The sequence below is a fragment of the Nitrospirota bacterium genome (genome assembly GCA_030645475.1).
Classification (GTDB): domain Bacteria; phylum Nitrospirota; class Nitrospiria; order Nitrospirales; family Nitrospiraceae; genus Palsa-1315.
This window is the reverse complement of the sequence record JAUSMA010000068.1, coordinates 37,093-62,892: the sequence shown is the minus strand read 5'-3', so window position 1 is coordinate 62,892 and position 25,800 is coordinate 37,093. Positions and strand designations below refer to the sequence as shown.

At 57.4% G+C, this 25,800-nt stretch carries 25 protein-coding genes and 1 tRNA gene; 4 read left to right on the top strand and 22 right to left on the bottom strand.

Annotated elements, in window-relative coordinates:
- Together Q7U76_14630 and Q7U76_14625 are read right to left on the bottom strand one after the other, a co-directional pair.
- A complete protein-coding gene (locus Q7U76_14630) occupies nt 1-2,769 on the bottom strand; it encodes a valine--tRNA ligase (protein ID MDO8357620.1) in 2,769 nt (922 codons plus the stop codon).
- Between the two features lie 388 nt (nt 2,770-3,157).
- Complete coding sequence (locus Q7U76_14625; GenBank protein MDO8357619.1) at nt 3,158-4,294, bottom strand: response regulator; 1,137 nt, start codon at nt 4,292-4,294, stop codon at nt 3,158-3,160.
- 140 nt (nt 4,295-4,434) lie between these two features.
- On the opposite strand from Q7U76_14625, the gene Q7U76_14620 reads away from it, so the two are divergent.
- Entirely contained in the window at nt 4,435-5,160 is a 726-nt protein-coding gene (locus tag Q7U76_14620) for an HAD-IA family hydrolase (GenBank protein MDO8357618.1), read from the top strand.
- Here the strand turns inward: Q7U76_14620 and Q7U76_14615 are convergent.
- Nucleotides 5,149-5,874, bottom strand: coding sequence for an NAD-dependent deacylase (locus Q7U76_14615; GenBank protein MDO8357617.1), 726 nt, complete (start codon nt 5,872-5,874; stop codon nt 5,149-5,151). The two genes, Q7U76_14620 and Q7U76_14615, sit on opposite strands and share 12 nt — an antisense overlap.
- A gap of 269 nt (nt 5,875-6,143) precedes the next feature.
- Between Q7U76_14615 and Q7U76_14610 the strand changes: the two genes are divergently transcribed.
- Complete coding sequence (locus Q7U76_14610; protein ID MDO8357616.1) at nt 6,144-7,487, top strand: 2-dehydropantoate 2-reductase; 1,344 nt, start codon at nt 6,144-6,146, stop codon at nt 7,485-7,487.
- 10 nt (nt 7,488-7,497) lie between these two features.
- Here Q7U76_14610 and Q7U76_14605 read toward each other — a convergent pair whose 3' ends face one another.
- Complete coding sequence (locus tag Q7U76_14605) at nt 7,498-8,823, bottom strand: MATE family efflux transporter (GenBank protein ID MDO8357615.1); 1,326 nt, start codon at nt 8,821-8,823, stop codon at nt 7,498-7,500.
- Between the two features lie 242 nt (nt 8,824-9,065).
- Between Q7U76_14605 and Q7U76_14600 the strand changes: the two genes are divergently transcribed.
- Nucleotides 9,066-10,592 (top strand): DUF2779 domain-containing protein, encoded by a 1,527-nt coding sequence (locus Q7U76_14600; GenBank protein ID MDO8357614.1) that lies wholly within the window; start codon nt 9,066-9,068, stop codon nt 10,590-10,592.
- Between the two features lie 55 nt (nt 10,593-10,647).
- Here Q7U76_14600 and Q7U76_14595 read toward each other — a convergent pair.
- A tRNA-Ser gene (locus Q7U76_14595) sits at nt 10,648-10,737 on the bottom strand.
- Between the two features lie 173 nt (nt 10,738-10,910).
- On the opposite strand from Q7U76_14595, the gene Q7U76_14590 reads away from it, so the two are divergent.
- A complete protein-coding gene (locus tag Q7U76_14590) occupies nt 10,911-11,693 on the top strand; it encodes a 4'-phosphopantetheinyl transferase superfamily protein (protein ID MDO8357613.1) in 783 nt (260 codons plus the stop codon).
- Between the two features lie 39 nt (nt 11,694-11,732).
- Here the strand turns inward: Q7U76_14590 and tadA are convergent, their stop codons facing one another.
- The 17 genes from tadA to Q7U76_14505 all read right to left on the bottom strand — a co-directional run bounded on the left by tadA (nt 11,733) and on the right by Q7U76_14505 (nt 25,748).
- On the bottom strand, nt 11,733-12,197 hold the full coding sequence (gene tadA / locus Q7U76_14585; protein ID MDO8357612.1) for a tRNA adenosine(34) deaminase TadA: 465 nt from the start codon (nt 12,195-12,197) through the stop codon (nt 11,733-11,735).
- A gap of 96 nt (nt 12,198-12,293) precedes the next feature.
- Nucleotides 12,294-13,193: a hypothetical protein gene (locus tag Q7U76_14580; protein ID MDO8357611.1), complete on the bottom strand. Its 900-nt coding sequence runs from the start codon at nt 13,191-13,193 to the stop codon at nt 12,294-12,296.
- A gap of 116 nt (nt 13,194-13,309) precedes the next feature.
- Nucleotides 13,310-14,326, bottom strand: a complete 1,017-nt coding sequence (locus Q7U76_14575; protein ID MDO8357610.1) for an anti-sigma factor — start codon at nt 14,324-14,326, stop codon at nt 13,310-13,312.
- Complete coding sequence (locus tag Q7U76_14570; protein ID MDO8357609.1) at nt 14,323-14,955, bottom strand: sigma-70 family RNA polymerase sigma factor; 633 nt, start codon at nt 14,953-14,955, stop codon at nt 14,323-14,325. The genes Q7U76_14575 and Q7U76_14570 overlap by 4 nt, the downstream gene beginning before the upstream one ends.
- A 353-nt stretch (nt 14,956-15,308) precedes the next feature.
- The gene (locus tag Q7U76_14565; protein ID MDO8357608.1) at nt 15,309-16,100 is read right to left on the bottom strand and encodes a hypothetical protein; all 792 of its coding nucleotides are present in this window, start codon (nt 16,098-16,100) and stop codon (nt 15,309-15,311) included.
- Nucleotides 16,097-17,065, bottom strand: a complete 969-nt coding sequence (locus Q7U76_14560; GenBank protein ID MDO8357607.1) for a nucleotidyltransferase family protein — start codon at nt 17,063-17,065, stop codon at nt 16,097-16,099. Before Q7U76_14560 ends, Q7U76_14565 begins: the two co-directional genes overlap by 4 nt.
- Nucleotides 17,034-18,092, bottom strand: coding sequence for a radical SAM protein (locus Q7U76_14555; GenBank protein ID MDO8357606.1), 1,059 nt, complete (start codon nt 18,090-18,092; stop codon nt 17,034-17,036). Before Q7U76_14555 ends, Q7U76_14560 begins: the two co-directional genes overlap by 32 nt.
- Nucleotides 18,089-18,994 (bottom strand): hypothetical protein, encoded by a 906-nt coding sequence (locus Q7U76_14550; protein MDO8357605.1) that lies wholly within the window; start codon nt 18,992-18,994, stop codon nt 18,089-18,091. Before Q7U76_14550 ends, Q7U76_14555 begins: the two co-directional genes overlap by 4 nt.
- A gap of 240 nt (nt 18,995-19,234) precedes the next feature.
- Nucleotides 19,235-20,371 carry a radical SAM protein gene (locus Q7U76_14545; protein ID MDO8357604.1) on the bottom strand — a complete coding sequence of 379 codons (1,137 nt, stop codon included), beginning with the start codon at nt 20,369-20,371 and terminating at the stop codon, nt 19,235-19,237.
- Complete coding sequence (locus Q7U76_14540; protein MDO8357603.1) at nt 20,364-21,275, bottom strand: radical SAM protein; 912 nt, start codon at nt 21,273-21,275, stop codon at nt 20,364-20,366. The genes Q7U76_14545 and Q7U76_14540 overlap by 8 nt, the downstream gene beginning before the upstream one ends.
- Before the next feature lie 3 nt (nt 21,276-21,278).
- Nucleotides 21,279-21,572 (bottom strand): PqqD family protein, encoded by a 294-nt coding sequence (locus tag Q7U76_14535; GenBank protein MDO8357602.1) that lies wholly within the window; start codon nt 21,570-21,572, stop codon nt 21,279-21,281.
- A gap of 94 nt (nt 21,573-21,666) precedes the next feature.
- On the bottom strand, nt 21,667-22,467 hold the full coding sequence (locus tag Q7U76_14530) for a class I SAM-dependent methyltransferase (GenBank protein MDO8357601.1): 801 nt from the start codon (nt 22,465-22,467) through the stop codon (nt 21,667-21,669).
- Between the two features lie 21 nt (nt 22,468-22,488).
- Nucleotides 22,489-23,622 (bottom strand): hypothetical protein, encoded by a 1,134-nt coding sequence (locus Q7U76_14525; protein ID MDO8357600.1) that lies wholly within the window; start codon nt 23,620-23,622, stop codon nt 22,489-22,491.
- A 120-nt stretch (nt 23,623-23,742) separates the two neighbouring features.
- Complete coding sequence (locus tag Q7U76_14520) at nt 23,743-23,943, bottom strand: hypothetical protein (GenBank protein ID MDO8357599.1); 201 nt, start codon at nt 23,941-23,943, stop codon at nt 23,743-23,745.
- A gap of 33 nt (nt 23,944-23,976) precedes the next feature.
- Nucleotides 23,977-24,294, bottom strand: coding sequence for a tetratricopeptide repeat protein (locus Q7U76_14515; GenBank protein ID MDO8357598.1), 318 nt, complete (start codon nt 24,292-24,294; stop codon nt 23,977-23,979).
- Nucleotides 24,295-24,382: 88 nt separating this feature from the next.
- Nucleotides 24,383-25,132 carry a hypothetical protein gene (locus Q7U76_14510; protein ID MDO8357597.1) on the bottom strand — a complete coding sequence of 250 codons (750 nt, stop codon included), beginning with the start codon at nt 25,130-25,132 and terminating at the stop codon, nt 24,383-24,385.
- Nucleotides 25,133-25,145: 13 nt separating this feature from the next.
- A complete protein-coding gene (locus tag Q7U76_14505) occupies nt 25,146-25,748 on the bottom strand; it encodes an acyloxyacyl hydrolase (GenBank protein ID MDO8357596.1) in 603 nt (200 codons plus the stop codon).
- Between the last annotated feature and the right edge of the window lie 52 nt (nt 25,749-25,800).

Genomic DNA, 25,800 nt, shown 5'->3' with positions numbered 1-25,800 from the left:
TTATGCTCCCAACATGGCGCGCAATTGCTGTTCGCTGTTGGCGAGCATGGCTTGATCCCGGCGCAGGCTTGCCAGGCGATCCTGGTGATCGGTAATCACCTCCGGTGGAGCCTTGGCAGTAAATTCCTGATTGCGCAGCTTTCCTTCCAGCCGATCCATCTCCTTCGTCTGCTCTGATTGTTGCTTGAGCAGACGGTCCAGTGCTTTGTTGAGATCCACATCGCCTGCCACCACGATGCCGACGGATAAGCCTTCGGTGATGAGCCGGAGCAGATTGTTGGTCGGCCAGGTCGTAGCCGGTGTCAGATCGACCGTGCCGCGACCGAGATGGGCGAGGTAGCTCCGGAGTTGATCCAGATGTCCCTGCCGCGTCGGTTCATCGTGCGCGACGTAGAACGTAATTTGTTGTCCCGGTGGATAGTTCAAGAGCATGCGGGACGAGCGGACCAGACCGATGGTCTGTTCGAGCAACGTAAACCGGCGATCCATTTCCGGCGCAGTCCAGGTCGCTTCAGCGGTGGGGTACTGCTGAACCACGATGCTCTCACCCTGGTGTGGAAGCGTCTGCCAGATCTCTTCCGTCAGAAAAGGCATGAACGGGTGCAGAAGCCTCATCGTGGTTTCAAATGTGTCGACGAGCGTTTGCCTGGTCCCTGGCGCGTCCGGGCTCGCGGGGTTTTGCAATGTCGGTTTGATCAGTTCGAGGTACCAGTCGCAGTACTCGTGCCAGATGAATTGGTACAGGGCATTGGCCGCGCGATCGAACCGATAGGCCTCTAACTCTGATGTCACAAGCTGAATCGTTTGATTGAGACGACTCAAAATCCAGCGGTCGGGGAAGGTCCGTTCTATCGGTGCGTTGGCCGTTCGTGGCCCATCGAGATTCATGAGGCTGAAACGAGCGGCATTCCAGATCTTGTTGGCGAAGTTGCGATAGCCTTCAATCCGTTCTTCCGCGAGTTTGATGTCTCGACCTGGTGAGGCCATCGCGGCCAACGTGAAGCGGAGGGCGTCGGTGCCGAATTGCTCCATTACATGCAAAGGATCGATGACGTTGCCTTTCGATTTGCTCATCTTCTGCCCTTCGGCATCCCGCACGAGGGCATGGATATAGACATCCCGGAAGGGCACATCGCCCATGAATTTCAGACCCATCATGATCATGCGCGCAACCCAGAAGAAGAGAATGTCGAGCCCTGTCACGAGCGTCGAGGTCGGGTAGTAGGTTTTGAGCTCCACCGTCTGTTCGGGCCATCCCAGGGTCGAGAAGGGCCAGAGCGCCGATGAGAACCAGGTGTCGAGGACGTCGGGGTCGCGGATGAAATCATCGCCTCCACATGTCTGGCAGGTCGTGGGCGCAGATTTTCCGACAATCGGTGTGGCGCCTTGGAGAATCGTCAGTCGTGGGGCTAGCGTCGCTGAAGCCGTCGCAGCGGCTCCTCCAACGATCAAGTCCTTGTTGCACGTCCGGCAATACCAGGCGGGAATCTGGTGCCCCCACCAGATCTGGCGTGAGATGCACCAGTCTTTGATGTCCCTCATCCATCCCAGGTAGTTGTTCGTCCAGCCTTCAGGGAGGAGACGGATGCGGCCGTCGACCACTGCCTGGATGGCAGGCTCGGCGAGCGGTTTGACCTTTACGAACCATTGCGGCGACAGGTATGGCTCGACCACCGTCTTGCAGCGGTAGCATTTTCCAATGGCCATCTTGTGGTCGTCGACTTTTGTAAGGAGCTCACGGTCTTTCAGCAGTTGCTCTGTCTTGGCCCTGGCTTTGATGGCGGGAAGGGTTGCGATGGCGTCGATGACGGTTGGTTCGACGTCGGCGGCGACCAGGCCTTGTCGATCGAGCAAGGCCTGATAGTCGAAGATGGGAAGTCTTGGCAAGTTATGCCGTTCGCCCGCTTCAAAGTCGTTGAAATCGTGTGCCGGCGTAATCTTCACCGCCCCAGTGCCGAACTCGCGGTTAACGAGGATCGCATCGCCGACGATAGGAATCGTGCGATTGGTGAGGGGGAGCCGGACTCGTTGCCCGATCAGACGATTGTACCGTGGATCTTCAGGATGCACGGCCACGGCGGTGTCGCCGAACAGGGTTTCTGGTCTGGTCGTGGCCACCGTGAGGCGAATTGTCGGGTCCTGTTCCAGTTGGTATTCAATCGAGTACAGTTTGCCTTTAATATCTTCGTGCTCGACTTCGATGTCGGAGAGGGCGGTCAGGCAGCGGGGGCACCAGTTGATCAGCCGTTCCCCCCGATAGATCAGTCCCTCCTGATGTAACCGGACGAACACTTCGAGCACCGCTTTCGAGAGTCCTTCGTCCATCGTAAAACGTAGACGTTCCCAGTCGCAGGACTCACCCAGCCGTTTTTGTTGACGGATAATGGTATCCCCGGAGGTGGCTTTCCATTGCCAGACGCGCTCGATGAAGCGTTCTCGCCCCAGAGATTCCCGAGAAGCGCCTTCGGCCATGAGTTGTTTTTCTACGACGTTTTGCGTGGCAATCCCGGCATGGTCGGTGCCGGGTAGCCAGAGCACATTGCGGCCTTGCATCCGTCGCCAGCGTATCAGGATGTCCTGAATCGAATGGTTCAGCGCGTGGCCAACGTGGAGTGAGCCGGTGACATTGGGTGGTGGAATGACGATGGAGTAGGGCTGTCCTGGATGGGTCGGCGAGGCGTGGAAGTAGCCTTGTTTGGTCCAGATCTCATACCAGCGCGCTTCGACTGCCTTGGGATCGTAAATTTTGTCGAGTTGGGGGGTGCTCATTCAGTCACGGTGTCCTAGTAGGCTGTGGATGAACTCAGTTGGCACAATCGCCGCACGAGAGGGGCGGGACTGGCGGACTTTTTCAGCATTCTGCGTAAAATGAGGCGCATCTTAACATGCGAACGGTGCCCTCTCAAGGAATGATGGGTGCACTGATAGCTTGAGGGGTGCCGAGCCGTGTGTTATACAGACTCGCACAAGGCGAGGGCGAAGGGTTCGTTCCGCTTCCACTTTTGACGATTTGGAGAGACTATGGCCACAGGCCGTGAAAAAGACCGTAAGACAAGAAAGAAGCATTTAAAGAGCATGGCGCGCGTGAAGGCCTTGGCAAACGCCAAACGAGGCAAGAAGACCAAGAAGGGCTAAGTCGGACCGGGGGGAGAAGGTTCTATACGGCTTGTGTGAGACGTGTGATCTCTGCTTTGATCTGCTCTTCAGCCAGGTCGGGGACCAGACGCTGAACAGCCTCTTCCACCTGCTCTCGAGCCGTCGTCCTGACGAGGGTGTCGACTATTCCAGCAGTTTGCTTAGCGGCAGCCTGTTGGATCTCTTCTTTTACGAGTTCCTCAATCGATCCGAGTTGTTCCCGAATCATATCGGGCAGTAGGGTGCGCACGGTATTGGCTTGTTCCCGGACGAGTTGATCGATGCGTTCCTTGATCAGGGGGCTCGCGATATCGAAAATGCCTTGTCGAATGACGGGTTCGAGCAAGACCGTTTCTCGTGAGAGGACCTTCGGGAGCGCTGCGATGAGCATCGGTTCAAGCACCTCTGTCAGCCGCTCTTTCGTGAGCGCCGCGCCCATGTTGCGCTGCACCTCTGTTTCCACGGCCTTGGCCACGAGGGTGGCCAGATCTTTCCCCACCATCTGGGGAAGCAGGTCGGCAATGTTTTTTTCCGTCCGTTCTGATATGGACTGAAGGAGTTGACCGAAGAGGCCCTTCATCGCCTCTTCAGGCTCGGGTGTCGAAACCTGCGCGGCAGTGGTTGTGGTCACAGGGGGTTCTTTCGGTTGAGGGTGGGGTGCGATCGCTTGTTCCTCTTCTTCTTCGGTCGCGCTGTCGCCGTTGAATTCGTCCTCATCATCCGAGTCTGTCGCGCTTGAGACCGGCGGCCAGGAACGAGATTTCTTCTTTGTTCCATTCGTCCTGGATGCCTGCTGTGCTTCCAGACTCTTGATCACATCGATGAGGTCTTCTGACTGAAAGGGTTTCTTGAGGAACAGCTTCACGCCCAGCGAACGTAAGTGGGTTTCATCGACGCGGTCAGACGGGCTGATCAGGGAGACAATAGAGGTTTCTGCCAAGTTATCCAGCTTGTAGATTTCCTTGCAGAATCCCGAAAAGGTCATGTTCTCTATATGATAGTCGGCAATGATAAGATGGGGGCTCATTCGGCGTGCCGCTTCTAAGGCGGTGGGAGCATCCTGGAATCCCACGACATCACAGCCTTCCGGCGTGGAAATCTGCTCGACCAACCGACGGACAGCGGGGCTACTGTCGACGATAAAGATGGTAGAAGCCACCTAACCCTCCAATGTTATTGAACTATCTCGAAGCTAGCAGTGGGGGTATTCTTTGTCAAGAAATCGCATGATCGGTACCTGTTGCGACTTCGAATGTTTGGACTGACTCTAATTCGACAGAAAGAGGATCGCTATAACCCATGAAGAGCCCAATCCACGTCATTTTTTTCGATGCAGCCGAAACACTTTTTCATATTAACGGTTCGGTGGCGGACATCTACTTGCAGCGTGCGCTTCAGTATGGGTTTCGGCAGAAACCCGACTCTCTGGTATCCATCGGACAAGCCTTTCAGCGTGCCTTTCATGATGCCGCGCCGCCGATTTTTGCCGTCACGGATCCCCTCAAGTTAAAGCAATGCGAGCGGCTCTGGTGGTTCGACATCGTCCATAACGTGTTTTATCGCGTGGGGATGTTCGAGCGATTCGATGAATTCTTCGAGGAGGTCTTTCAGCTGTTTGAAGATCCTCGTTCCTGGACGCTGTTCCCTGAAACCCATGCCGTGCTGACGAGGTTGCGTGAAGAGGGGTTCGAGCTGGGAATCGTGTCGAACTTCGATTCCCGTCTTTTTCCGGTGATACGGGGACTGGGCATCGACCGGCTCTTCGATACGGTGACGATTGCGAGCCTCTCCAGAGCAGCGAAGCCGGCGGCAAAAATCTTCGAAATTGCTCTGGAGAAACATGCCATCGATCCGGACGAAGCGATACATGTCGGTGACAGTGTCCGGGACGATCAGGAGGGTGCGACCAAGGCCGGGCTGACCGGTGTGTTGCTGGATCGTACCGGCCGCGCTCAGACGTCTGGCGGGCACGTCATTCGAACGTTGGAAGAGCTTCTTCCTCTGGTGCTGGCTTCAAAGAAGTAACGGAACCAGATCTTTTGCTCGGCCCTGTAACGAGAGATCGACCAGGTCCGATTGTGGGGTGGTTTCAAGATTGATTTCGATGACCAGCGCGCCGGTTTCCTTTGCGACTGATGCAAAACCTGCAGCTGGATAGACGACTCCGGACGTGCCGATTACCAATAAGAGGTCGCAGTCCCGTAGCACCTCATTGCAGCGTCGCAGGTCTTCTTCCCACAGCGACTCCCCAAACCAGACGATATGAGGTCGGAGCAGTTCGCCGCATTGCCGGCACATCGGCAGGAGAGGAAGAGGAACCTCATGATTGTCTGTGATCACCGCACAGCCCGTGCAACGAACCTTCCAGATATTACCGTGAATTTCGGAGAGGCGTTGTGATCCGGCGGTTCGATGGAGCCCATCCACATTTTGCGTGATGAGCCAGAATGTATCGGGCCTGCGACGCTCAAGTTCTGTAAGGGCAAGGTGGGCAGGATTCGGTTGTTTCGTGGCAATCAATTCACGTCGCCAGTTGTACCATTCCCAGACCAGCCGGGGGTCTCGCTCAAACGCCTCCGGGGTCGCGAGATCTTCCGCACGGTAGCTGCGCCACAAACCCTCCGTTCCGCGAAAAGTCGGCACGCCGCTATCGGCTGAAATGCCCGCACCGGTCAGGACTGTGATGGCTCGCGCGGACGTAACGTGAGAGCGGGCTTCTGATAGTTCTTCTGGGCTCATGGCGAGGTATTTTATCCTAGTTCAGCGGCCTGCTATAGTACGGCCTCTTTTACAGGATGCTGAAAAAGTCCGCCAGCGGCGTTCTCGCATCGTTCAGACCCTCAACGTACCCTACGGGTACGCCTCGGCTCTTCACTCGCTGCGGCCTTGCTGGGCGGCCATTTTGAGCATCCTGTAAGGTGGGTCGTGGCTATCTTAGCTTTCGATGTCTGTGAATGTTTCAGGGGTAAACTGTATTTTTCCCTAGGTCGCTCGGAAGGAGTAAGGCGATGAAAAATATTCTGATGGTCGGTGCCGGATCGGTGGGCGGGTTTTTCGGGGCGCATCTGGCGAAGAACAATCCCAATGTGTCGTTCCTGCTGCGGCCTAAGACCCTTGCTGCCGTGAAGCAAAATGGTCTCACGATCCGCAGTGCTAAGGGCTCCTTCACCGTGCATCCGCAAGCAGCATCTGATCCACGAGATCTCCCGAGGCCGGATCTGATCATCCTCTCCGTGAAAGCCTACGATTTGGATGAAGTGCTCACCCAAATCGAACCGGTCCTGACCGATCAGACCGTCATTCTGACCCTCCAGAATGGGGTCGATACAGAAGATCGTATTGTATCGCGCCTCCAACGAGATTGTGTCGTGGGTGGGGTGGCCTTCATTTACTCCAAGATCGCCGCGCCAGGGGTCATCGATCATTACAAAAAGGGGGCGGTGGCGATCGGCGAGATGATGGGACATCAGAGCCCTCGTCTGCTGGCCATCGCGGATCTGTTCAAGCAGGCGGGCATTCCCTGTCAGTTGACCGAGGATGTCAGGCGCAGTAAGTGGGAGAAGATGTGCTGGAATTGCGTCTTTAATCCTCTGACGGTGATGATCGACGACAAAGTTGCCAAGGCGCTCGATCATCCCGAGATGCTGCGCGTCATTCAACAGATCGTGGGGGAAGTGATGGCAGTCGCGGCAGCCGTCAAGGTGCCGTTAGCCCACGATATGGCGGAGAAGGTCGTTCGCTGGACCCAGGAGATTCGCGATATCCATACCTCCATGTATGACGATTGGAAGGCTGGGCGGCCGACTGAGATCGATGTGCTGAATGGGTATGTTGCCAAGCTCGGGCGGGAGTTCGGTATCCCGACGCCGTTGAACGACATGCTGACAGCCGTGATCAAAACGATCACCGAGCGGGATCGAACCGGCCCCGGTATTGTGCGAATCGACGGGGCGGTGGTGCAGCCGGTCTCGCTCGATCGTTCGGCAATCGCGGCCCTGCCGGCAGAACAGCAGCTCGACATTTCGACGGTGATGCCCAACATGAAGGGGACAGGCATTCGCCTCAAGGCATTGTTGGATGTGCCGGCCTTGGGGATCAATGCCGACCATGTGACGGTGCATTCGGCAGACGGAAAGTATTCAGCCTGTCTCACGCTCGCGCAAGCCTTAGAGTGGGGGATTCTGTTGTACGAAGTAGACGGAGAAGCGCTGCCGGAATCCAAAGGCGGACCCTATCGATTGGTGACACCCGGGCTGGGAGATTTGTGCGCCAATGTGAAGGGGGTCGCGCGGATCGAAGTGACCATCGGAACGGGAACAGATACGCGGCCATCGGTGCGGACGAATTGCTGAGTGCGATCTCTTACCGGAAGACCTGAATCGCTTTCCACCGTTCCGATTGGTAGCGCCAGAGTAGTAGTCCCATTCGGACTGTCCAATCCGCGATCATCGCGCTCCAGACGTAGAGTACATCCAGTGCGAGCCAGGGGCCCGCGATCATCGCAATGGGCACGCGGACTCCCCACATGCCGATCGTCGTGGCCCACATGATAAATCTGGTATCGCCTGCTCCACGCAACGATCCTGCCAGGACCATGGTGAGGGCGAGCGGCACTTGGAGGACCGCGACGATGCGCAGGAAGACGGTCCCGAGTTCGACCACCGCTTCGTCATTCGTAAATGCGCGGAGCAGCACGTAGGGAAAGAAAAAGAAGAGGACGCCCATCGAGGCCATCGCGATGGTGGCTAACCGGTTGGCCTCCCAGTTTTCGAGTTTGGCCCGCACATATTTCCCCGCGCCGATACTCTGTCCCACCATCGTGGCTGCCGCAATCGCGAAGCCATAGCCCGGCAGGAACGAGAGGGATTCAATCGACAGGCCCACTTGATGGGCGGCGTAGGTCACTGTCCCGTAGAGCAGCACGATCTTGGTATAGAGGATAATGCCCGCCTGTTGAAACATCCGTTCGCCGGAAACCGGTGCTCCGATCTGCCAGGTGGAGCGCATGAGATCGCGGCGTATCTTGAGCGATTTTTTGAAGAGCGTTCGATTGGCCCAGAGGAGATAGGCTACGCCTGTTCCTTCTGCGATACCTGTCGCCACCGCTGCTCCTGTGAGCCCCCAGGCGGGAAAACCCCAGTGGCCGTAAATTAATGGGTAAGCGATCGTCAGGTAGAGGAGATTCACGGCGATCAAGGCATACATTGGAGTTTTGGTGTTTCCTGTGCCTTGCATGATCGAGGAGAGTACTTGCAGAAAGATTGTGAAGGGAATGACCAGGAAAATCAGATTCGAGTAGGGAAGGGCCAATGCGATCACGTGATGCTCTGCGCCCAATAGTTCCATGGTGAGACGGTTCAGGGACAATCCGACTATCATGAGCGCGCAGGAGACGAGGGCGGCCAATCCGAGGAGGTGGGTGGCGGCTTCCCCGACGTCTTTGCTGCGGCGAGCGCCCGACAGCTGGGCGATGAGGACGTTTGCCCCCACTGATAGTCCTGAGACGAGCGTGGTGGACATGAAGGCCAGTAACTGGCCAAGTCCAACGGCAGCAATGGATGTAGCACCGAGACCGCCTACGAGGAAGACGGCGGCGATGCCCTCGGTCCGTTGGAGCAGGCTGCTGACCGTGACCGGTAACGCAAGAGTGAGGACGGATTTTCTGATCAGTGCGATGCGGGATGCCATGGCGGGCCATCCTAGCAGGCTGCTGCCAAAGGCCGCCAGCGGCGTTCTCGCTTCACGATGAGGCTCAACGTACCCCAAGGGTACGCCTCGCCTCTTCGCTCGCTGCGGCCTTGCTGGACGGTCTTTCTCAGCAGCCTGTTAGTGTACAGTTTATCCTCTCTTAGTCCCGTCTTTCTTGCCCATCACGCTATTCTCGCTCGCTGCTGGACAAATGTGGGTCCGTCCGATTAGGGTCATACACGATGAATGAACTGAACGATTCCGCGCCAGCTTCTCCTCCGAAGGCTCCACGCCTCTCCAAGTCGAAATTTCTGTCCGGTCTTCAATGTCACAAGCGGCTGTATCTCGAAATTCACCAGCCCTTTCTGGCGACGAAGCCGGATGCAGCAACTCAGGCGATGTTTGAGATGGGCACAGAAGTCGGGGAGTTGGCCAGGAGCCGCTTCCAAGGGGGTGTGTTGGTCACAGCGGGCTATCGCCAGAGCGAGGCCGCGCTGGCGCAGACGGCTGCGCTGATCGAGGATCCTGCCGTACCGGCGATTTTCGAAGCGGCATTTGTGCATGCCGGGGTCTTAATTCGTGCAGATGTACTGGAGCGTCTTCCAGCCGAAGAGGGACAGCCTTGTGGCTGGCGTCTAATTGAGGTCAAGTCTTCCACCAGGGTCAAAGACATCCATCTCGAAGATCTGGCCGTGCAAAGCGAAGTGATCGTAGGCGCAGGGCTGACGCTCGTCTCCGTCGGTCTCATGCATATCAATACAGGCTATCTTTATCGAGATGGGACCATCGATCTGACAGCGTTGTTTGCGATTCAGGATCTGTCTGAGGCGGTGGCACAACGTAGGGCTGAAGTGCCTGGTCGGTTGGCTGAGATGACTCGTATGTTGCTCCAGCCTCATGCCCCTGCGATCGAGCCGGACCAGCATTGTCATACACCCTACGATTGTCCGTTCTGGGACCATTGCACCAAAGACAAACCGGCGCGCTGGATTCATTACTTGCCGGGATCCAAGCAGGTGGTCGGTCAGCTGACGCAACAGGGCGTGATGACGATCGACGAGATTCCTGCCGGTACGAAATTGTCGCCGGTTCAGCGCCGCGTCAAAGAGAATGTCGAGTGGGTGTCTGCGAAGCTCGGCACGGTGCTAGAGGCTGTGAAGTATCCCGTCCATCACCTCGATTTCGAGACGGTGATGATGGCGGTGCCTCGATTTACTGAGACGAGACCCTATCAAGCACTCCCGGTTCAGTGGTCGAATCACATTGAGCAGGAAACCGGTGAGCTGCGCCACGAGGAATTTTTGCACAAGGATGTCAGCGACCCTCGCAGGGTACTGGCCGAGTCCTTGCTGGAGTCTCTGGGGGAGAAGGGGAGTATCTGCGTGTACTCACCCTACGAACGGTCCATCTTGGAACAGCTCTCTGTGGCCATTCCGTCTCTCAAGCCGGCCTTATCTCGTATCATTGCCAGGCTCTGGGACCTGTTCCCGATCATACGAGATCACTACTACCATCCTGCATTCGGTGGTTCCTACTCCATTAAGTCGGTGCTGCCGGCGATGGTGCCCTCACTTGCCTATGACGATTTGGCCATCAAAGAGGGAGGGTATGCCGCCAGTCAGTACTACCGTATGGTCTTTGTCGAAACCGATTGGATCGAGCGGGCGACGATTGAGGAAAGCCTGCTGCGATATTGCGAGCGAGATACCTTGGCGATGGTCGAGCTGAGACGAGCGTTGCAGGAAAAGGCGCAGGGGAACGCTGAGTGAGATACTGATCCGCCGGCCTTAGAGGATAAGGCCGGCGGCCATAACTACTCTGTTTTGGCGGAGAGGGTGGGGATCGAACCCACGGTCCCGTTGCCAGGACAGCAGTTTTCGAGACTGCCCGATTCGGCCACTCTCGCACCTCTCCGCTTCGTAGAACTCGCCTGACGTCGTGGTAGGGTTTGGCGAATGTGTCGTTATTGCGATCGGCTGGGGGAGCTTACCCTGGGGGCCGTGATTTTTCAATCGGTTTTCTTTCCACTGCATAGGCCGGTAGGATGGGCCATCTGACATGTTGACCGGATCGACAGGAGTGGAGCGATGAATCTTGATGCGGATGAGCCGGTGATAACCTTTCCACCTATTGAGTCGATCTCAACGGCTGGTTGGTCGACGCCGATCATGACAGAGGAGCGGACCGTTCACGTCTGGGGTTTCTCGCTCGATGCAAGCCTGTCTTTTGTGGAGCAGTGCCGTTCCTGGTTGAGTGAAGAGGAGCGAGGGAGGGCTGCTCGGTTCATCCGTCAGCAAGATCGGATCCGATTTGTCCTGGCGCACGGAGGTCTCAGGGCCGTGCTCGCCCGGTATACCAGCCTCAATCCGTCAGCCTTGACGTTTCAGGTGGGCTCGACCGGCAAACCGGCGCTTCTGAATGGGCGGACCCCTCACCAATCGCTGCAGTTCAGTTTGTCCCATTCCCATGGGCGCATGCTGATAGCCGTTCTGGCAGATCAGGACGTCGGGGTCGATCTTGAGCAGATTCGAGACAGGGTCGATGTTGCCAAGTTGGCCGAGCGATTTTGTACAGCAGCTGAGCGCGATAGGGTGATCAGTCAGTCTGGTCTAGACCAGATCCGATGGTTCTATCGTTATTGGGTTGCCAAAGAAGCGGTCTTGAAAGGTCAGGCGGTTGGATTACGGTCATTACGCCAATGCGAGATTCTCAGCTCAGATTGTGTGCAGAGGGCAGTGGTTCAACTGTCGGTCGAGGCACCGATGCAGCCTGGATGGACGATTCACTGGTTAGATTGTGGTGCTGGATGGGGAGGAGCGGTCTCGGCATATGGCTGTGACTGGGCTATCCGATCGATGACGAGAGCCTAAATGACGGACTGTTCTCGTCGAGGATTTGTGTAACCTGCGTTATCCCGCGCGCAATTGACGGAAAAAATGCTGGATTAAGGCTTGGCTCTCCTGTTCCAGTATCCCACCACGTACTTCAACTCGATGATTCAACTTCGGTTCATCTGTGAAGTCGAACACCGACCCGCAGGCGCCGGCTTTCGGATCTTTTGTTCCAAAGACGACTCGCGGAATTCTTGCCAGGATAATCGCACCGAGACACATGGCACAGGGCTCGACGGTCACATAGAGCGTGGTCTCGGTTAATCGCCATGTGCCGAGTGCCGTCGCTGCGGCGCGGATGGCAATGACTTCCGCATGGGCCGTGGGATCTTGCCAGAGCTCGCGGTAATTGTGCGCCTGGGCCAGGATTTTCCCCTCACGCACCACCACTGCTGCAATCGGCACCTCGCCGATCGCCGTCGCGCGGGCGGCTTCCTCCAATGCGACTCGCATGAAGCCCTGATCCTGTTCATCTGTCGGCACGGTGACTGTTCTCCCGAATAACTGCTCTAACGCACCCTTCGTTCAGGCCGACATCGTAGCATGGCCTGTGGAGCAGGAGACAGGGCAGAAAGGGTACTAGCGATGGAGCGAGAGTTGTTTGCCTGCAGGACTCGACGATTTGGTCCATTCGAACTCGTATCGCAACTGCAACGCGACGTACCGTTGCACTAACCCTCCTCGATCCAAGGGCAGGTCTCGCTCATGGATCAGGGCAATCTCCATCTCGTGGTAACGGACGGCAAGCCCCATGACCAAGTCGAATTCACTGGGCCGCAGGACATTGGACGCGCTTCGGTCCGTAAAGAAGTTGCCGTCGACGAAGAGGACGACACGATTGCGATAGAGGTCGAGGTCGGCATGTGCCACATATCGGAACAGCGCGCGCCCGCTGTTGTCAGGTCTGGCAAAGTAGGATTGGTTGTGAAAGAGCCATCCGCCGCCGGCATAGACCGTCAGGTTCTGATCGGGAAACGCCGAGCGCCACCAGCTGAGGCTGCGGGCGTCCGCCGGTCGGTAGGTGACGAGTGTATCGGCATAGGCCTGTATGATGCCGCTTCGATCCAAGGGAGCATCTCGTTCATATTGCAGGCGCCATCCTAAGTTCTGGATAGTGCCGGTAAAGGCATAGACAGAGTCCCATTCCGAGAGACTCACCCAGCCGGCTTGCCGATCTGAAAAGAAGTTCTGGTCGGTATAGAATTGGAGATACTCTTTATAGAGATCCGTTTCCAGATGGATCATATGGCGAAGGCCAACCAAGCCGCTGTTGTCCGGTCTGGCTGCAAAGCTGGGGTTGCTCATGAAGGCGCCGGAGAGGAGATAACCTCGAACCCAATGCTCTTCGCTGTTGTCATGGGCCCCTTCCATCTCCGGCAAGGGACGTCCATATTTCTCCAATGCCCAGAGTTCAGGCGGAGACGTCAGGCAGAATCCCCAAAACAGGGCAGCAATGGTCAGCGCATGTAGGGCTCGCATGATTCCTCTGTGCCGGCTCGATGGGTACGTTGCGTTGGATGGACAACCGAGAAGTTGTTGATACGGAGGTTGTAGCGGGCCAGCGGAGAGAGGTCAAGCGTTGAGTGCCGTCTCCGTTAGGATCGGCTCAAGAGGTAGATGGGGCCGGTCGGTTGGGGACGGCCGCCCGATGGCTCCAGGCTCAGGGCAAATGTTTTCGCATCGGTGAAATTCGATACCTTCTTCACCAAGAGGTGAGCGGTGTCTCCGTGATCCATATGAAAGGTCCCGAGGCTCACGGGCTTGGCCTGAATGGCCCAGAGTTGATAGGTCGTGCCGTTGGGACATTCCGGAAGGTTCACGGAGTAGAGCCAGACCTTTTGGGTTCGAGCGTCGTAGAGCAGGAATCCCGCAGCATGTTTCGCCACGTCCGATCCGGTGAGGGTGACAGCTTTGACGTTGGGGATTCGCAGGAGTGTGGCTAATTCGTCTTGCGGAGTCCCGCCGGTGCGCGCGCCGCTTCGCTGGCTGAGCTGCACGCGAGTCTCTTCCAGGTCAGCCTCACGCTGGGCTAGCTGTTCCTTCGCGTCTGCGGCTTCGTTCGTTCGTTGCTGCACTTCGTTGCGCACTTCGGCGAGTGCTTTCGCTTGTTCGCCGATCTCACGCTGCAATGCGGCAAGCGTCGTCGATTTGTCCTGGAGTGAGGATTCGAGCTGTTGAATGTTCGAGGTATTCTCGGACCGTTGGCTGACCACGCTCCAGGAGAGATAGCCGCCGACCGCTACGATGACGAGCGTAGCCAATCCAACAGCCCAGGGGAGCGACCATGAGCGGGCAGGGGAGATGGGAGGAAAGAGGTGATTCATCCATTCTCCAGGTTCCAGACTCGGTCGGGCCGGTTCTTTCTGGGCCGCTTCTTCTGGTATCGGAGCAGGATTTCGTCCGGCCATGATGGTGGCTTTGAGGGCGCGTGGAGGACTGGTCTGACTGAGCCCGAGCGGAAGAAGCGCAGCGACAGATTGATAGTCTTTGAGCGCAGCGTGGCAGGAGGCGCAGCCCGAGAGCAGGTGGGCTTCCAGCGCCTGTCGTTCGGTTCGGTCCAGTGCCCCAGCGGCGTACAACGGAACCGATTCTTCAAGTTCTTCATGCGTCATTGGAGCTCACCATGGTTCCAATACTGGTGGAGGCCATCCCGGAGTTTGGACATCCCCAGCTTGATTCTGGTTTTGACGGTCCCAAGCGGCTGGTTGAGCCGTGCGGCGATCTCGGCATGGGAGAGTCCTTCGTAATAGGCCAGTTCAATTGCTTGTCGTTGCGCTTGGGGCAATCCCGCCACCGCGGCACCGATGTTGACGCGGAGTTCCTGATCGGCCTGTGTCTCAAAGGGGTTAGGGCCCAAGTCGGCCACGTGCTCTGCGGCTCCGTCCCCCAGCGATTGCGTAGTCCGATAGCCCCGCGTAGCCCTGGCCCGTAGCCGGTCGATGGCCCGACTCCTGGTGAGAGTGACCAGCCACGCAACCGGAGTTCCACGTCCGACATCATAGCGGGAAACCTTCCGCCAGACTTCCAAGTAGACATCCTGCAACAGTTCCGCAGCTTCTTCGTGATTGCTCAGGATCCTGACCGCCAACGTGAACAACAGCGCACTCGAATGGTCATAGAGCTGGCTGAATGCCTGCTGATCGCCTTTGGCCACGCGGGCCATCAGGCTTGGATCGATTGTCGTGGTGGCTTGTCGAGAGGGTGTATCCATAAAACGAACGCGCGAATAGAGGGAAATCAAGACCCCCTCATGTCCGCCACGACTATACCATTCTACGGTGGGAACGGGCAAAAGGATGTGTGTTCTCGCAGGATGCTGAAAAAGTCCGCCAGCGGCGTTCTCGCATCGTTCAGATCCTCAACGTACCCCAAGGGTACGCCTCGGCTCTTCACTCGCGGCGGCCTTGCTGGACGGTCTTTTTGAGCATCCTGCGGAGACGTCCTGTATTTGAGCAAGGTGAGGGGCCGTCGATGTTCTGTCTTTCCAACATGGTTTTACCGCAGCCGGTTAGGTTTGAAAAAATCAGAGCTATCGGCTTCTTCGAAATGACGAGAAAATGCGGAGTCTGAGAGGAGCTAAAGCGACTCTGTGCTTCATTCTTGGGTACAGTGACATGGATCGCAGCATCGCCGAATGAAAGGCTCTAGACCGGCGTCTTGGAGAGATTGTCGGAGCAGCAGCGATCCCGTAGCCGTCTCATATTGCGCCAATCGCCAAGGTCCTAGGCGCAGAACGTAATGAGTCGGTTGTGGTCCGTTCCTCGCGGCATTGAAATCCTGGAACCCTTGGAGCCTGAACGAGTCGACCCTGACATGGGAGGGGAGGGAGCGGAGGGGGGCAGGAGCGAAGGCATCCACCATGGCTGTTTTCCTGAGGAGACGAGACAACATATTCTGAATGAGTGTGTACGTTGCACAGGCAGCAGTAGTCCTGAGAATTGACCGGACGACTGCGGTTCGAACGCGATTTCCTGGACTAGGCCTGTCGGTTGAGGCGAAGAGCCTGTCCGGGCATTCACCAAAGGCGATGTAGCGACCCTCCCGCATCACGCCCCTGACGACTCCGATCACCGACGTTGACGGAACGGCTTCGCCTGGGCCATCAGCCGCGTCGCCTTTCGTGGTGAGTATCCCCTGCGCGTCAATGGCGGTGATGCGGTGGCAGATAAACATGTTCTCGGTTCGAAAGACGACGATCGCGCCGACGGTGAGCGAGGACGGAGGGCTGAGTTCAAGCCTGTCGTCCGCTTGAATGGTCGGTGTCATGCTCGATGACATGATGCGAGGCACGACCATGTTGCTCAGGAGAGGCCAATGCAGCTCATCAGGCACATCCTGCAAGGAAAAACGGCTATCGACGGTGCGCGTGGGCAGGAGGTGGATCATGACGACCTCTTGGGCGTTCGTCCTCCGATCACGAGTCGGATCAGCATGCGGCTGATCAAGAGCCCTCCAGCCTTGACCAGTTGCCACCATCGAGTGATTCTGGTGTGCCAGGGTCGTATCGCACTATTATTCCCATACCGATAGGCCAGGAAGCGCGAGGATGGGAAGAGGGTCCGCCGGAGCCAAGCAAACCGATGCCCTGGTGCTTGTGTGACCCACAAGAGAAAATGCCCGAGCTCGGGGAGGGGCTGGGTGGTCACGAATCGTCGGAAGAGAACGTTCAGGACTCGTTCCGACAGGGTCGATGGCGCGAGTTGCTGGAGTACGGCAGATGGAACTCCTGTTCTTGCGTCCGACAACGTGAGCTGTCGCAGGCCGTGGTAGAGAGGGATTTTCAGGTGGCGTCTGGTCGCTTCCTCGACCACGGTAGACCAATGGAGGGCCTCCTTCTCGATGAGCAATCTGAGATCGGTGAAAAATGATGGCGCGAAGTGTCCCCGGTGGACGACGGTGTAGGCGACCAAATAGAGCAAGAGGTCGTCGGACGCCAGCTGCTTGACCATGAGCTGTCCGAGCGGCCTGCTTCGAGCCCGCGCCCACAGTTCCGCAAGTCCTTGTTCGTCGAGATACCAGAGTTCCGAGATGAGATCCAGCGTGAGGGTCGATTGGGACGAGAGATAGGCGGGGTTGCCGTCGATCTGTTGAGAGAATCCTGACTCCATCAGCAGGCGATGAATGGCGGGAAGGTCTTGTGCATGGACTAAGAGGTCTACGTCCGAGAGGGGCCTCGTCCCACGCATTCCATAGAGGCGTGAGAGCAGATCGGCCCCTTTCAGAAGGATGCACTCAATGCCCTTCTGGTGGAATGTTTGGCCGACGGCCTCACACTCATTGAGTAGACGTTTGTTGATCAGGCTGACCTGGCTGTAGGCGTCAGCGAGGTCGTCGAGGGTCGAGGAGGGCATAGGTGCGATGCTCCAATTGTGCCCATTCTTTGAAATGCGGGAGACAGGAACTCAAGTCCCCGGTTTCGAGCCAGGCATCGCTCCGGCCTTGGCGGCAGTGGGGCCGCACCTCGCAGGTCGGACATTCGTACCGGGGGCTTGGTTGTGCCTGGTCGACAGTCTGCTTGAGAAGCTCCCAGCCCTCTTTCACCGTGCCGGCGCGGAGATCATATCGAGGGAGAGGGAACCCCGTGCACAAATTCATCTCGCCATAGGGAGTAATGGCAAATCGGCTCTGACCGCAGGCACATTCGATGAAGGACTGGTTGCTCGAACAGGTTTCCTCGGATGCGTCGTCCCACCGATGGGGGAGCATCTCCTGATCGATCCTGACTTTCTCCTCAGGGGCGAGGCGATAGTGCAATGGCGTTTGATCGCCGGTGGTGCCGGTCATGATCTCCAGACAATATTGGAATCGCATCTGCATAGATTCCACCAGTTGCCGACAGGCATGGATTTCATCGCGATTGATGGTCGTCACGGGCATGCGGACAAGGACTGGCAATGACGCAGCGGCGAGATTGAGCAGTCCCTGCTGGAACTGTCGATAGGATCCCGGAACTGCGGTCATCGCTTCATAGACCGCTTCGGTCGCGCCGTAGATGGAGACATTGACCTGGCTGACGCCGACCTCTTGGAGGAGCTCGGTGAAGGATGCGGTGATACGGGTGGCGTTGGTCATGAGGTGAATCATCAACCCCTGCCGTCGCGCAGCGCGAAGAATTTCCCCAATGTCTGGCCGCACGCTCGGTTCTCCCCCGGTGAAGGTCACGGTGAGCACGCCGAGATCGGCGATTTGTTTCAGGAGCGCACAAATTTGATCGGTCGTCAGTTCGTGGGGCAGTGCACGATGGGTGGGGTTATAGCAATGGACGCATCGCAGGTTGCAGCCATAGGTCAGTTCAAAGGTGACGCCCTCCGGTGTGCGGATCTTCGACGCCTTGCGGGAGATGGCGTCGAGGAAATCTTCCGACGCGATGGTCTTCATAACGATCCAACCGGATGAGGATGCCCTTGCGCCAGGATGAAGTCCACGATGTCTGGCGATTTCAGCGGGGCGAGCGCCCGGCAGTCGACTTGCTGAACAAGATCCGATATGAGTCCCATGGTCCTATCCAGGCCCTCGCGATCCCAGAGCGGCAGGAAGCTCTGCCGTAGGAGCTCTTGCGTGATGGCGCGTGGAGACATCGGGGCCGAGGCATGCGCGCCGGTACCGTGGCTGATGCAGTAAAGGCGGGTGAGGGGACAACAATCATTGGCGGCATAGTTGCCGGAACCGACCCAGGGAGTCCCATGGACGATGAAGCGGCCCTCGATCTTGCGGATGATGATCCGTTCGTCGCTGAGGACGCGCGCGCCCCGTTCTGAGAAGAAGTCTGCAATCGTCGATTTGCCCGCTCCCGAGGCTCCGGTGAAGAGGTACCCCTGTTCGTGACTGGAGAGGCCCGCCGCATGGAGGAGGATGGTTCCATCACGCGACATGCGAGATAGGAGGCAGACTTCAATGAGTGGATTGAAGAGATGCATCGGACACCACCCGACTTGGCCCATCTGCAGTTCAGGCAACACCCAGGCCGATACCCTCCGATAGTCTGCAGAGACCAGCGCAGAGGCCCGTGGCTGATTCGTGTGGGGGCTTACAGCTTCGATGACGAGGCCTGCGTCGGACTCGAAGAGCTTCCAGAGGCCATGGGCCGCGTCGAACTTGAGGGGGCCTTTAGCCAATGAGGGAAGATGCGGAGCCACCGTAACTGTCACGTCCAAGTCTGCTTGTGAGTCAGGTTGAGCGAGGAATGAGTCGAAGGGGCGCAGTGGCCAGGCGAGCTGAGGATGGTTCTCCGGCTCGTCCAGGCTGATTCGGTACCCGCCAATCTGAAGATCAATCCGCATGGTGCTCTTTGCTCGTGCTACGAAAGGCGCGGACCACTATCGCGGCACATCGCGCCTCTGACGTTCGATTTTTTGCAGCCTCCTGGCGAGCCTGGCGGTTGACATTGTCCATTGGCGCGACAGCCATTCCGGAGCGAATTCGCAAGTGCGCTCATGGTCGTCAGGCTGCAAGCTGAGAGGATGGCCTGCTCCTGGTTCAGCTCGACTCGGAAGAGCTGCGGAGCACTGTACGGTTTTTTCTCAGTCATGATGGGTCTCCACCTCCTTGTGCGGCCTCTGCAAAGGATGAATCAATGTGTGGCGCAGGGTCGATTGTGCACGAACATGCGCGACGTCGCAATCATAGGGGATGGGAGCCTCGGCTGAGCCGGATTCCCAGCGCGCATCGGAAGGCTTCTTGTCGCAAAATGTATGGATCTCGCAGGTGCGGCAGGGCGTCTTGCCCTGGTATTGCATGCTGCGGATCTCTCGGAAGAGTATCTCGATGGCTTCGGCAAGTTGGTGGGTTCGCAGCGACAGTCGCCGCTCGTATTGCAACGTACAGGTGCCGAGTTCGCCCCAGGCATTGATGTGGATGGTATCGGTGCCACAACCGCAGCGATAGAGCCGGTCTGTGTGTGGCATGAGCAAGTAGCTCGCGCTGTTGCAGCGTTCCTCCTCCATATCAGTTGGAGGCTGATCTCCTTGCAGTGCCACGATGTCTTCGGGAGCGATTCGATAGGCGAGCGACGACAGATCGCCGTTGAGGCGTGGAGAGAGCGAGGTCGTGAGTCCGAACTCCTGCCCGAACGATTCCACGAATTGCTTGATGGCAGGCATCTCGCTCCGATTCCAATTCATGGCTTTCGTTTTCAGCGTGAATTGCAGGCCGCTGTCTTTCAGCATCTCCATGCCGCGGACGAAGGAACGGAAAGATCCCGGGACCTGGGTGAACCAGTCGAACGGCTCTTCCGTCACCGAGTGGCAGGAGATATCGATGGTGAAGGGCGGCATCTGCTGCAGTCGCTCTATGGTGGCCTTCGTGAAGAGGGTGCCGTTGGTGTAGAGCTGGAGCAAGAAGCCTTTGCGAATTGCGGTCTCATAGATCTCAAAGAAATGGGGATGCATGAAGATATCGCCGCCTGTGAGATTGAGCCACACGATGCCCAGCTGCTGCATGTCGTTGAGCAGGCGATGGATTTCTTCGAGCGTCAGTTCGCGCGGAAAGAAGTCCTTGCTGTTGTAGGGGTCGGTGTAGCAATGGCGGCAATGGAGGTTGCAACGATAGGTCAGCTCCAGTTGCGCCTTGATCACGGATCGGGTGACCGCAGCCTGCGCGTGAACTCGTTGGCTGAATGCACCATATTGAATGGTTGGGATGGCTCTCTCGTTAGGCATGATGCATCCCTGGTTGGATGAGGGCCGGTTCACTGGGGGCTTTCCAGTCGCAGGCAAAGGTTGGCAGGGCTTCGAAAAACCCTGTAGAGAACGAGCCGGTTCGTAAATCATAATTCTGCCGGCGATTGCCGGAGCAGAGCTGTAGGCGGCCATAGGCATCGATATGGAAAGAATGCATGCCGCTACGACAAGGCGGCTGGTCTACTGAATCCTGCCGGCTGGCCTCTTTTTCTAGATCGGAGTCTTGCCGGTTCAGATCGGCAAGGTGTTGTTCAGACAGGGCATAGTGGAATGGGCCTGCGCCGCCGTCGAGTGACGGTCGCATTTCCTCGCCGAGCTTGTAGGGCACCGTTTCCAGCGATTCGACATATCGTTTGATGTCGATGATCTCGTGCCGATTCAGCGTCATCGCGGTGCTCTTCAGCACCAGGGGGATCCGGCGATCGAGGAGGAGCCTGATGGCTTGGACGCAGCGGTCGTAGGAGCCTTGCCCGAGCGTAATCTGTTCGAAGGTCTCTCGGGTCAGTCCGTGCAGGCTGATTTCAATGCGATGGGGCCGCAGCGCGGCAAATCGATCCGCATGCGCTTCCGTGATCAAGGTCCCGTTCGAAAAGACCGTCACCAGGAATCCACAACGGATGGCATGCTCATACAGTTGGAAAAAGTCGGGACGGGCGAGCGGTTCGCCTCCGGTGAGGCAGAGTTCCAAGGTGCCGGCTTCGGCCAGTTCATCCATAATGCGAAGGATGTCGGCGGTGCAAAGTTCCTGGCGGATGGCCTCGGGGCGATTGAAGCAATCGGTGTAGCACATCACACAATGCAGATTACAACGACAGGTGATCTCCCATTGGCAGGAGTAGGGGAAGCGCTCGGGAAGGTGGGTGAGTTTATCCTGCGCAATCATGAGTCATCTGGCCACCTCCTCGACTGCCTGGATGGAGAGGAGGTCGTCGAGTAACGATGTGAAGTCCTGTGCCAGCTGGTCTGCCGCCACCTCATACTCGTTGCAGAAGTCTGAGACGATGTCCTGCGCTGTCCGTTGCCCGTCGATTCGATGCCAGAGCGCCGCCCCGGTTTCGTTCAAGACATAGATGCTATTGGCTTCGGTCAACGTCCGCCGAATAGGGACTAGAAGGCATTCCCCTGCGACATCGCGCTGCACATAGTCTGGATTTTTACTGTAAATCGCAGTGGGTGTCATCGGTAGTGGAAGGATAACAAATCCTGTGCAGCCCTTCTAGGGCTATTTGGGGGATCGATCAGTTTCCTGGCACAGGTGGAGGGGCGAGCCGCCATTATGCGGGCCATGTGAGCACGGCATATCCTTCATGCCAGTGTAATTGGTGGACCCTGGCGCCTGTCTCGAGAAGTTCGGATCTGATCTCTTCTTCATCGACGAAGGCATGGAGGAAATGGTTTTGGGAGCAGGTGTCGCCCAATTGATAGGACTGATTGGTTCCTGGCAATGTTGTGAGCCAGCGGTTGAGCCGGTGAATGAGCCGGTGCGTTCTTGAATCTATTTCTCTGGCGATGAGAAAGTTGAGCACCAGCAGACCCTGGTCCTTTAGGCATGGACGGAGGCTCCTGAGCCAGGCCTGCCGTTGTGGCCGACCGGGGATGGAGCTGTACATGATCCCGGACATGAAGACATAGTCCACGCGACTTGGGCCAATGGGGAGAGCCAGAAAGTCCGCCTGTGCGAAGAGGGGGCTGAGGTGTCTGGCCATGGCTTGCCGAGCGGCGACGTGCAAGCTCTCCCGGTTGATATCGAGGCCTACGACGGACAAACCTCGTTGCGCCAGCGCGATGGACTCGCGCCCCACACCGGCTCCCAGCACCAGGATGATTCCCGTCTTCATCTGGTGGTCTGCGAGCACGTCTGTTTCCCAGCTCTCCAACGTCCACTTGTACCAGGTCTCGGGCTCACGGGCCGCGACGTCGTGGTAGCTGCGATCGTAGTGGGCGCGGATCATTTCGGTCATCTCTCTTGGAGACAGCAATGCAGGGAGGATGCCTGTGAGGAGTTGTTGCACCCGAAACAGGATCCCCGCGAGCTGCTCGCAGAGACGAATGAGCACGGTAATGAAGCGAGCCATGAGGCGCAGGGTCTGAACTCCTTACGTGCGAAGATGGTTCGTCTGATTGTTGTGATGCGGCACACTGTTGCGGAGTTGTTGCGCGATGACGTTCGCGGCTTCGGCTGCTCCGGTTGGGACCGGTATCGCTAATAATGTGGGTTTTGGCGCAGTGAGGGCCTGCTGTAAGGCTGGTTCCCAGTTGCCCATGGTGAAGTCGTCGAGTGAGAGTTCGATGCCTCGTCCGTGGCGATGGAGGTAGTCGACCAGCGGCTGCTCGTCGGCAAAGTTGTATCGGCGGACATAGACGACTGGCTGTTGAAGGGCGACCGCCTCGACAAGGGTGCCGTAACCTGGCTTGGTCATGATGATATCGACGGAGGCTAAGAGGGCTTTAAAGGAAAGGGGAAGCGTCGTCGTGGAATGGATGCGCGAATATCCATGAGGGACTGGACTATCGAAGAGAAAGCGGTAGGGGCGTAGCTGTTCCATCTGTTCAAAAGGAAGAGATTTGAGCGGAATGCCTCCGAACCCCACCATGACGGTATGTTCGTCGGGAGCGAGGGCGAGGGCCGAGGCCAGTCGGTCTCGTTCCGGGGAAGCGGGGCTGGCGATCGGACCAATATCTACCACCTGTGAGAAGGCATCCATTTCCGGAGCTGGGGTAATACGAAGAGCCCCGTCGGCTTTCGCATAGGAATCACGGATGCATTGAATCAATTGTTGATGTGAATGGTCGGATGCCTGGCAGTAGTCCTTGAGTACGAGGTCCCAGGTGACGTTGGCCAGGGCGATGGTCGGTATCTGCGCGCGAAAGCCAGCCTCGATGGCCAGATAGGGTGTGTCGGCGATGATCAGTACCGGTGATGTCGCTTGCATCGCGGCGACTTCATCGGATAGGCGTGTCTCCCAGGTTTCGTGGAAGTGCTCGTGTGCCGCCCAGGTTTTCTCGATGTCGATCGTGAGGGGGCCGTCCTGGATACAGCCGACATCTTGCTGTATCGATTGAAGGTCCCAGGAGATCGTCAGACGGTCGCGGAAAAACGAGGCGGGGACTGTGGTGCGGAGGAGGACGGTCAGATTTGGTACGAGGGCGCCCAGTGCATTGAGCACTGGTACGACCTGCGCCGCGTGACCGAATCCATGACCGGAGATGGCGCACCAGATTAGTGGCATCTTGAGAAGAAGGTAAAAGTTGAAAGTGAAAAGGTACCCACTCAGGTAGATAGACTGAAGGCTGTTAGTCTTCAGCTTAAACACCTGAGTAGTTAGTTGCCGTTTGCCTTTTTTCTTGGTTTAGCTGTTGGAGTAATCCGACTCGATCGGTGCGATGTTATATTGCAGTTCGAGGTCGAATTCGTCGATTAATTCATTGGCCGTGGCAGCGCCGAGATCGGAACGGACTTCGTTGATCACCAGGTCGATCGCCATCCCGGCCTTCATCCCGTATTGTGTCATCGCCGATTCGATTCGCTGTCTGGCATCTTCAATCTTCATAGGGCCTTCCTCGCTCGATCACGATGTGATTGGCTATCCCAATGTTCTCAGCAATGCTTCCATTTCAGGGACCAAGTCCACGCCTCCGTTGGATCGGCCCGAGCGAGCCGCGTCGATGCCGGCCCGTAGGACCGGTTTTGCATCATCCTTGCGGCCCAAGGTGACGAGGGCGCGTCCGAGGCCGAGATGGGATGCGACGTGGGTGGGGTCGAGTTCTGTCGCGACGGTCAGATGCTCAACCGCTTCCTCAAGACTGCCTCGTTCCTGGAGGATCTTGTTCCCCAGCCCGTAACGACCGAGAAATCCTTTGGGATTTTTGGCGACCATTTGCCGAAATGCTTCGATATCCATCGTGCAGGCTCCCCCCGTAGTGGAGGCACTATAACATTGGGAGAGATGGGTCGGCCAGAGCGGAGTTGAGGGAGGAGGCAGATCCTCTTTATGGGGCTGGTGTGGTTGAGACGGGAACAGCAGAGCGCAACGAGGAGGAACGGAGCGGTTTCCGCGACTTCACAGTCACTGTGAGAGTGGGGGAGTCCGGGAGGGGACTGCTACTTGCCATATAGAAGGTGGTATCGCGAACGAGTTGATCCATCAGTTCGGTCAGGCAGGCTTCAGCGACTTGTCCCTTCAGCTCGCTGATTATAATCGGCGAGGCGCCGAACAGATTGTAGTGAGCTGTGCCGGACGACTGTGCCTCATAGCGTTTTACCTGTCCGTCCCATCGTTCGAGTTCCAGCGTGGCTTTTGCGGCGTAGTCATAGTGCAGTTCGATGACGGGGGAAAGCAGGAACATGGAGACTCCAATGGCAAATCCCTTCCAGGCAGCCGATCCGGAATGGGGCTCGACGGTTTCATCGAAGGTGATCCGGGCGGTCACCGCTTTCTCGCCGGGCGAGGCCACATTCTCTCCAAGTGGAACGAGCGTCGAAAAGAGTCGGGTTTCCTGTACCGTGTTCAAGATGCGGCGTTCAATATCGGCCGAAGGATTCTGGGGGGCTCCGTTCTGCGTCATTCTGAGGCCGTCCATTACAAGCTGCACCCGCTCGTCGTTGGAGATGGAACGGATGACAGCCTCTTCGTGAAGCGTCGAGGAGGGCATGACATCGATCCATCTGCTACAGCCGATGGTCGTGCTGGCGATTCCCATCACCCCTACGAGCGTCCAGCGGAATAGGTGCTGCATCATGGTGACTCTCCCCTTAAAAATAGAATGAGAACCCGCCGAACGGCAGGCTCGCGTTCAACCCTAAATTCGGATAACGCGTGCCGGCGTTCGAGATGTGATGAAAGCGGTAGCCGACGTTGAGCGACGTCTGCGGCGTGATGAACCAGGACAGGCCGAATCCCGCCGTCAGCACGAAGTTGAATCGCGAGGACTCTTCAGGGATCTTCCCTCCAAGATCGGTCCAGAAGGGGCCGCCGGCAAACTCCACATAGGGACGAATCTGATCCAGAGCCACGAAGGTATATTTGATCTTGGGGGTGAAACCGATGCCGTGTGTGAGGATTGGTTCCTGAAATTGGATATAGACGACTTCCGCCCCGATTGACACCTGTCCGCGATTCCATCCGTTCCCGATAGGGTCTGTGAGCGTCATCATCCAGGAAGGCATGAAGGCGGGGCCCTGTTGCTTGGTCGTGTGGTCGGCCGTCAGCCGATGGGGGAGCATGTAGCCAGCGGTGAGTCCGACTTCCTGCGTTCCGACGGTGATCGTGGGTGAGTCCTCTGCAGCGTAGGCGCCGGGAGCGATCATGACCGCCCCAAGAACCAATGTCGTGAGGACCAGAGTATGAAATGGCATACGATTCCACATCGCTATCTTGTCGGCTACTGTGTGCTGAAACTTGACGCAG

What these genes read in the sequence shown, in the direction of transcription:
- Q7U76_14630 (MDO8357620.1), bottom strand. Translation starts at nt 2,769, where the DNA reads ATGAGCACCCCCCAACTCGACAAAATTTACGATCCCAAGGCAGTCGAA.
- Q7U76_14620 (MDO8357618.1), top strand. Translation starts at nt 4,435, where the DNA reads ATGAAGAGCCCAATCCACGTCATTTTTTTCGATGCAGCCGAAACACTT.
- Q7U76_14615 (MDO8357617.1), bottom strand. Translation starts at nt 5,874, where the DNA reads ATGAGCCCAGAAGAACTATCAGAAGCCCGCTCTCACGTTACGTCCGCG.
- Q7U76_14610 (MDO8357616.1), top strand. Translation starts at nt 6,144, where the DNA reads ATGAAAAATATTCTGATGGTCGGTGCCGGATCGGTGGGCGGGTTTTTC.
- Q7U76_14605 (MDO8357615.1), bottom strand. Translation starts at nt 8,823, where the DNA reads ATGGCATCCCGCATCGCACTGATCAGAAAATCCGTCCTCACTCTTGCG.
- Q7U76_14600 (MDO8357614.1), top strand. Translation starts at nt 9,066, where the DNA reads ATGAATGAACTGAACGATTCCGCGCCAGCTTCTCCTCCGAAGGCTCCA.
- Q7U76_14590 (MDO8357613.1), top strand. Translation starts at nt 10,911, where the DNA reads ATGAATCTTGATGCGGATGAGCCGGTGATAACCTTTCCACCTATTGAG.
- Q7U76_14580 (MDO8357611.1), bottom strand. Translation starts at nt 13,193, where the DNA reads ATGCGAGCCCTACATGCGCTGACCATTGCTGCCCTGTTTTGGGGATTC.
- Q7U76_14575 (MDO8357610.1), bottom strand. Translation starts at nt 14,326, where the DNA reads ATGACGCATGAAGAACTTGAAGAATCGGTTCCGTTGTACGCCGCTGGG.
- Q7U76_14565 (MDO8357608.1), bottom strand. Translation starts at nt 16,100, where the DNA reads ATGATCCACCTCCTGCCCACGCGCACCGTCGATAGCCGTTTTTCCTTG.
- Q7U76_14560 (MDO8357607.1), bottom strand. Translation starts at nt 17,065, where the DNA reads ATGCCCTCCTCGACCCTCGACGACCTCGCTGACGCCTACAGCCAGGTC.
- Q7U76_14555 (MDO8357606.1), bottom strand. Translation starts at nt 18,092, where the DNA reads ATGAAGACCATCGCGTCGGAAGATTTCCTCGACGCCATCTCCCGCAAG.
- Q7U76_14550 (MDO8357605.1), bottom strand. Translation starts at nt 18,994, where the DNA reads ATGCGGATTGATCTTCAGATTGGCGGGTACCGAATCAGCCTGGACGAG.
- Q7U76_14545 (MDO8357604.1), bottom strand. Translation starts at nt 20,371, where the DNA reads ATGCCTAACGAGAGAGCCATCCCAACCATTCAATATGGTGCATTCAGC.
- Q7U76_14540 (MDO8357603.1), bottom strand. Translation starts at nt 21,275, where the DNA reads ATGATTGCGCAGGATAAACTCACCCACCTTCCCGAGCGCTTCCCCTAC.
- Q7U76_14535 (MDO8357602.1), bottom strand. Translation starts at nt 21,572, where the DNA reads ATGACACCCACTGCGATTTACAGTAAAAATCCAGACTATGTGCAGCGC.
- Q7U76_14530 (MDO8357601.1), bottom strand. Translation starts at nt 22,467, where the DNA reads ATGGCTCGCTTCATTACCGTGCTCATTCGTCTCTGCGAGCAGCTCGCG.
- Q7U76_14525 (MDO8357600.1), bottom strand. Translation starts at nt 23,622, where the DNA reads ATGCCACTAATCTGGTGCGCCATCTCCGGTCATGGATTCGGTCACGCG.
- Q7U76_14520 (MDO8357599.1), bottom strand. Translation starts at nt 23,943, where the DNA reads ATGAAGATTGAAGATGCCAGACAGCGAATCGAATCGGCGATGACACAA.
- Q7U76_14515 (MDO8357598.1), bottom strand. Translation starts at nt 24,294, where the DNA reads ATGGATATCGAAGCATTTCGGCAAATGGTCGCCAAAAATCCCAAAGGA.
- Q7U76_14510 (MDO8357597.1), bottom strand. Translation starts at nt 25,132, where the DNA reads ATGATGCAGCACCTATTCCGCTGGACGCTCGTAGGGGTGATGGGAATC.
- Q7U76_14505 (MDO8357596.1), bottom strand. Translation starts at nt 25,748, where the DNA reads ATGCCATTTCATACTCTGGTCCTCACGACATTGGTTCTTGGGGCGGTC.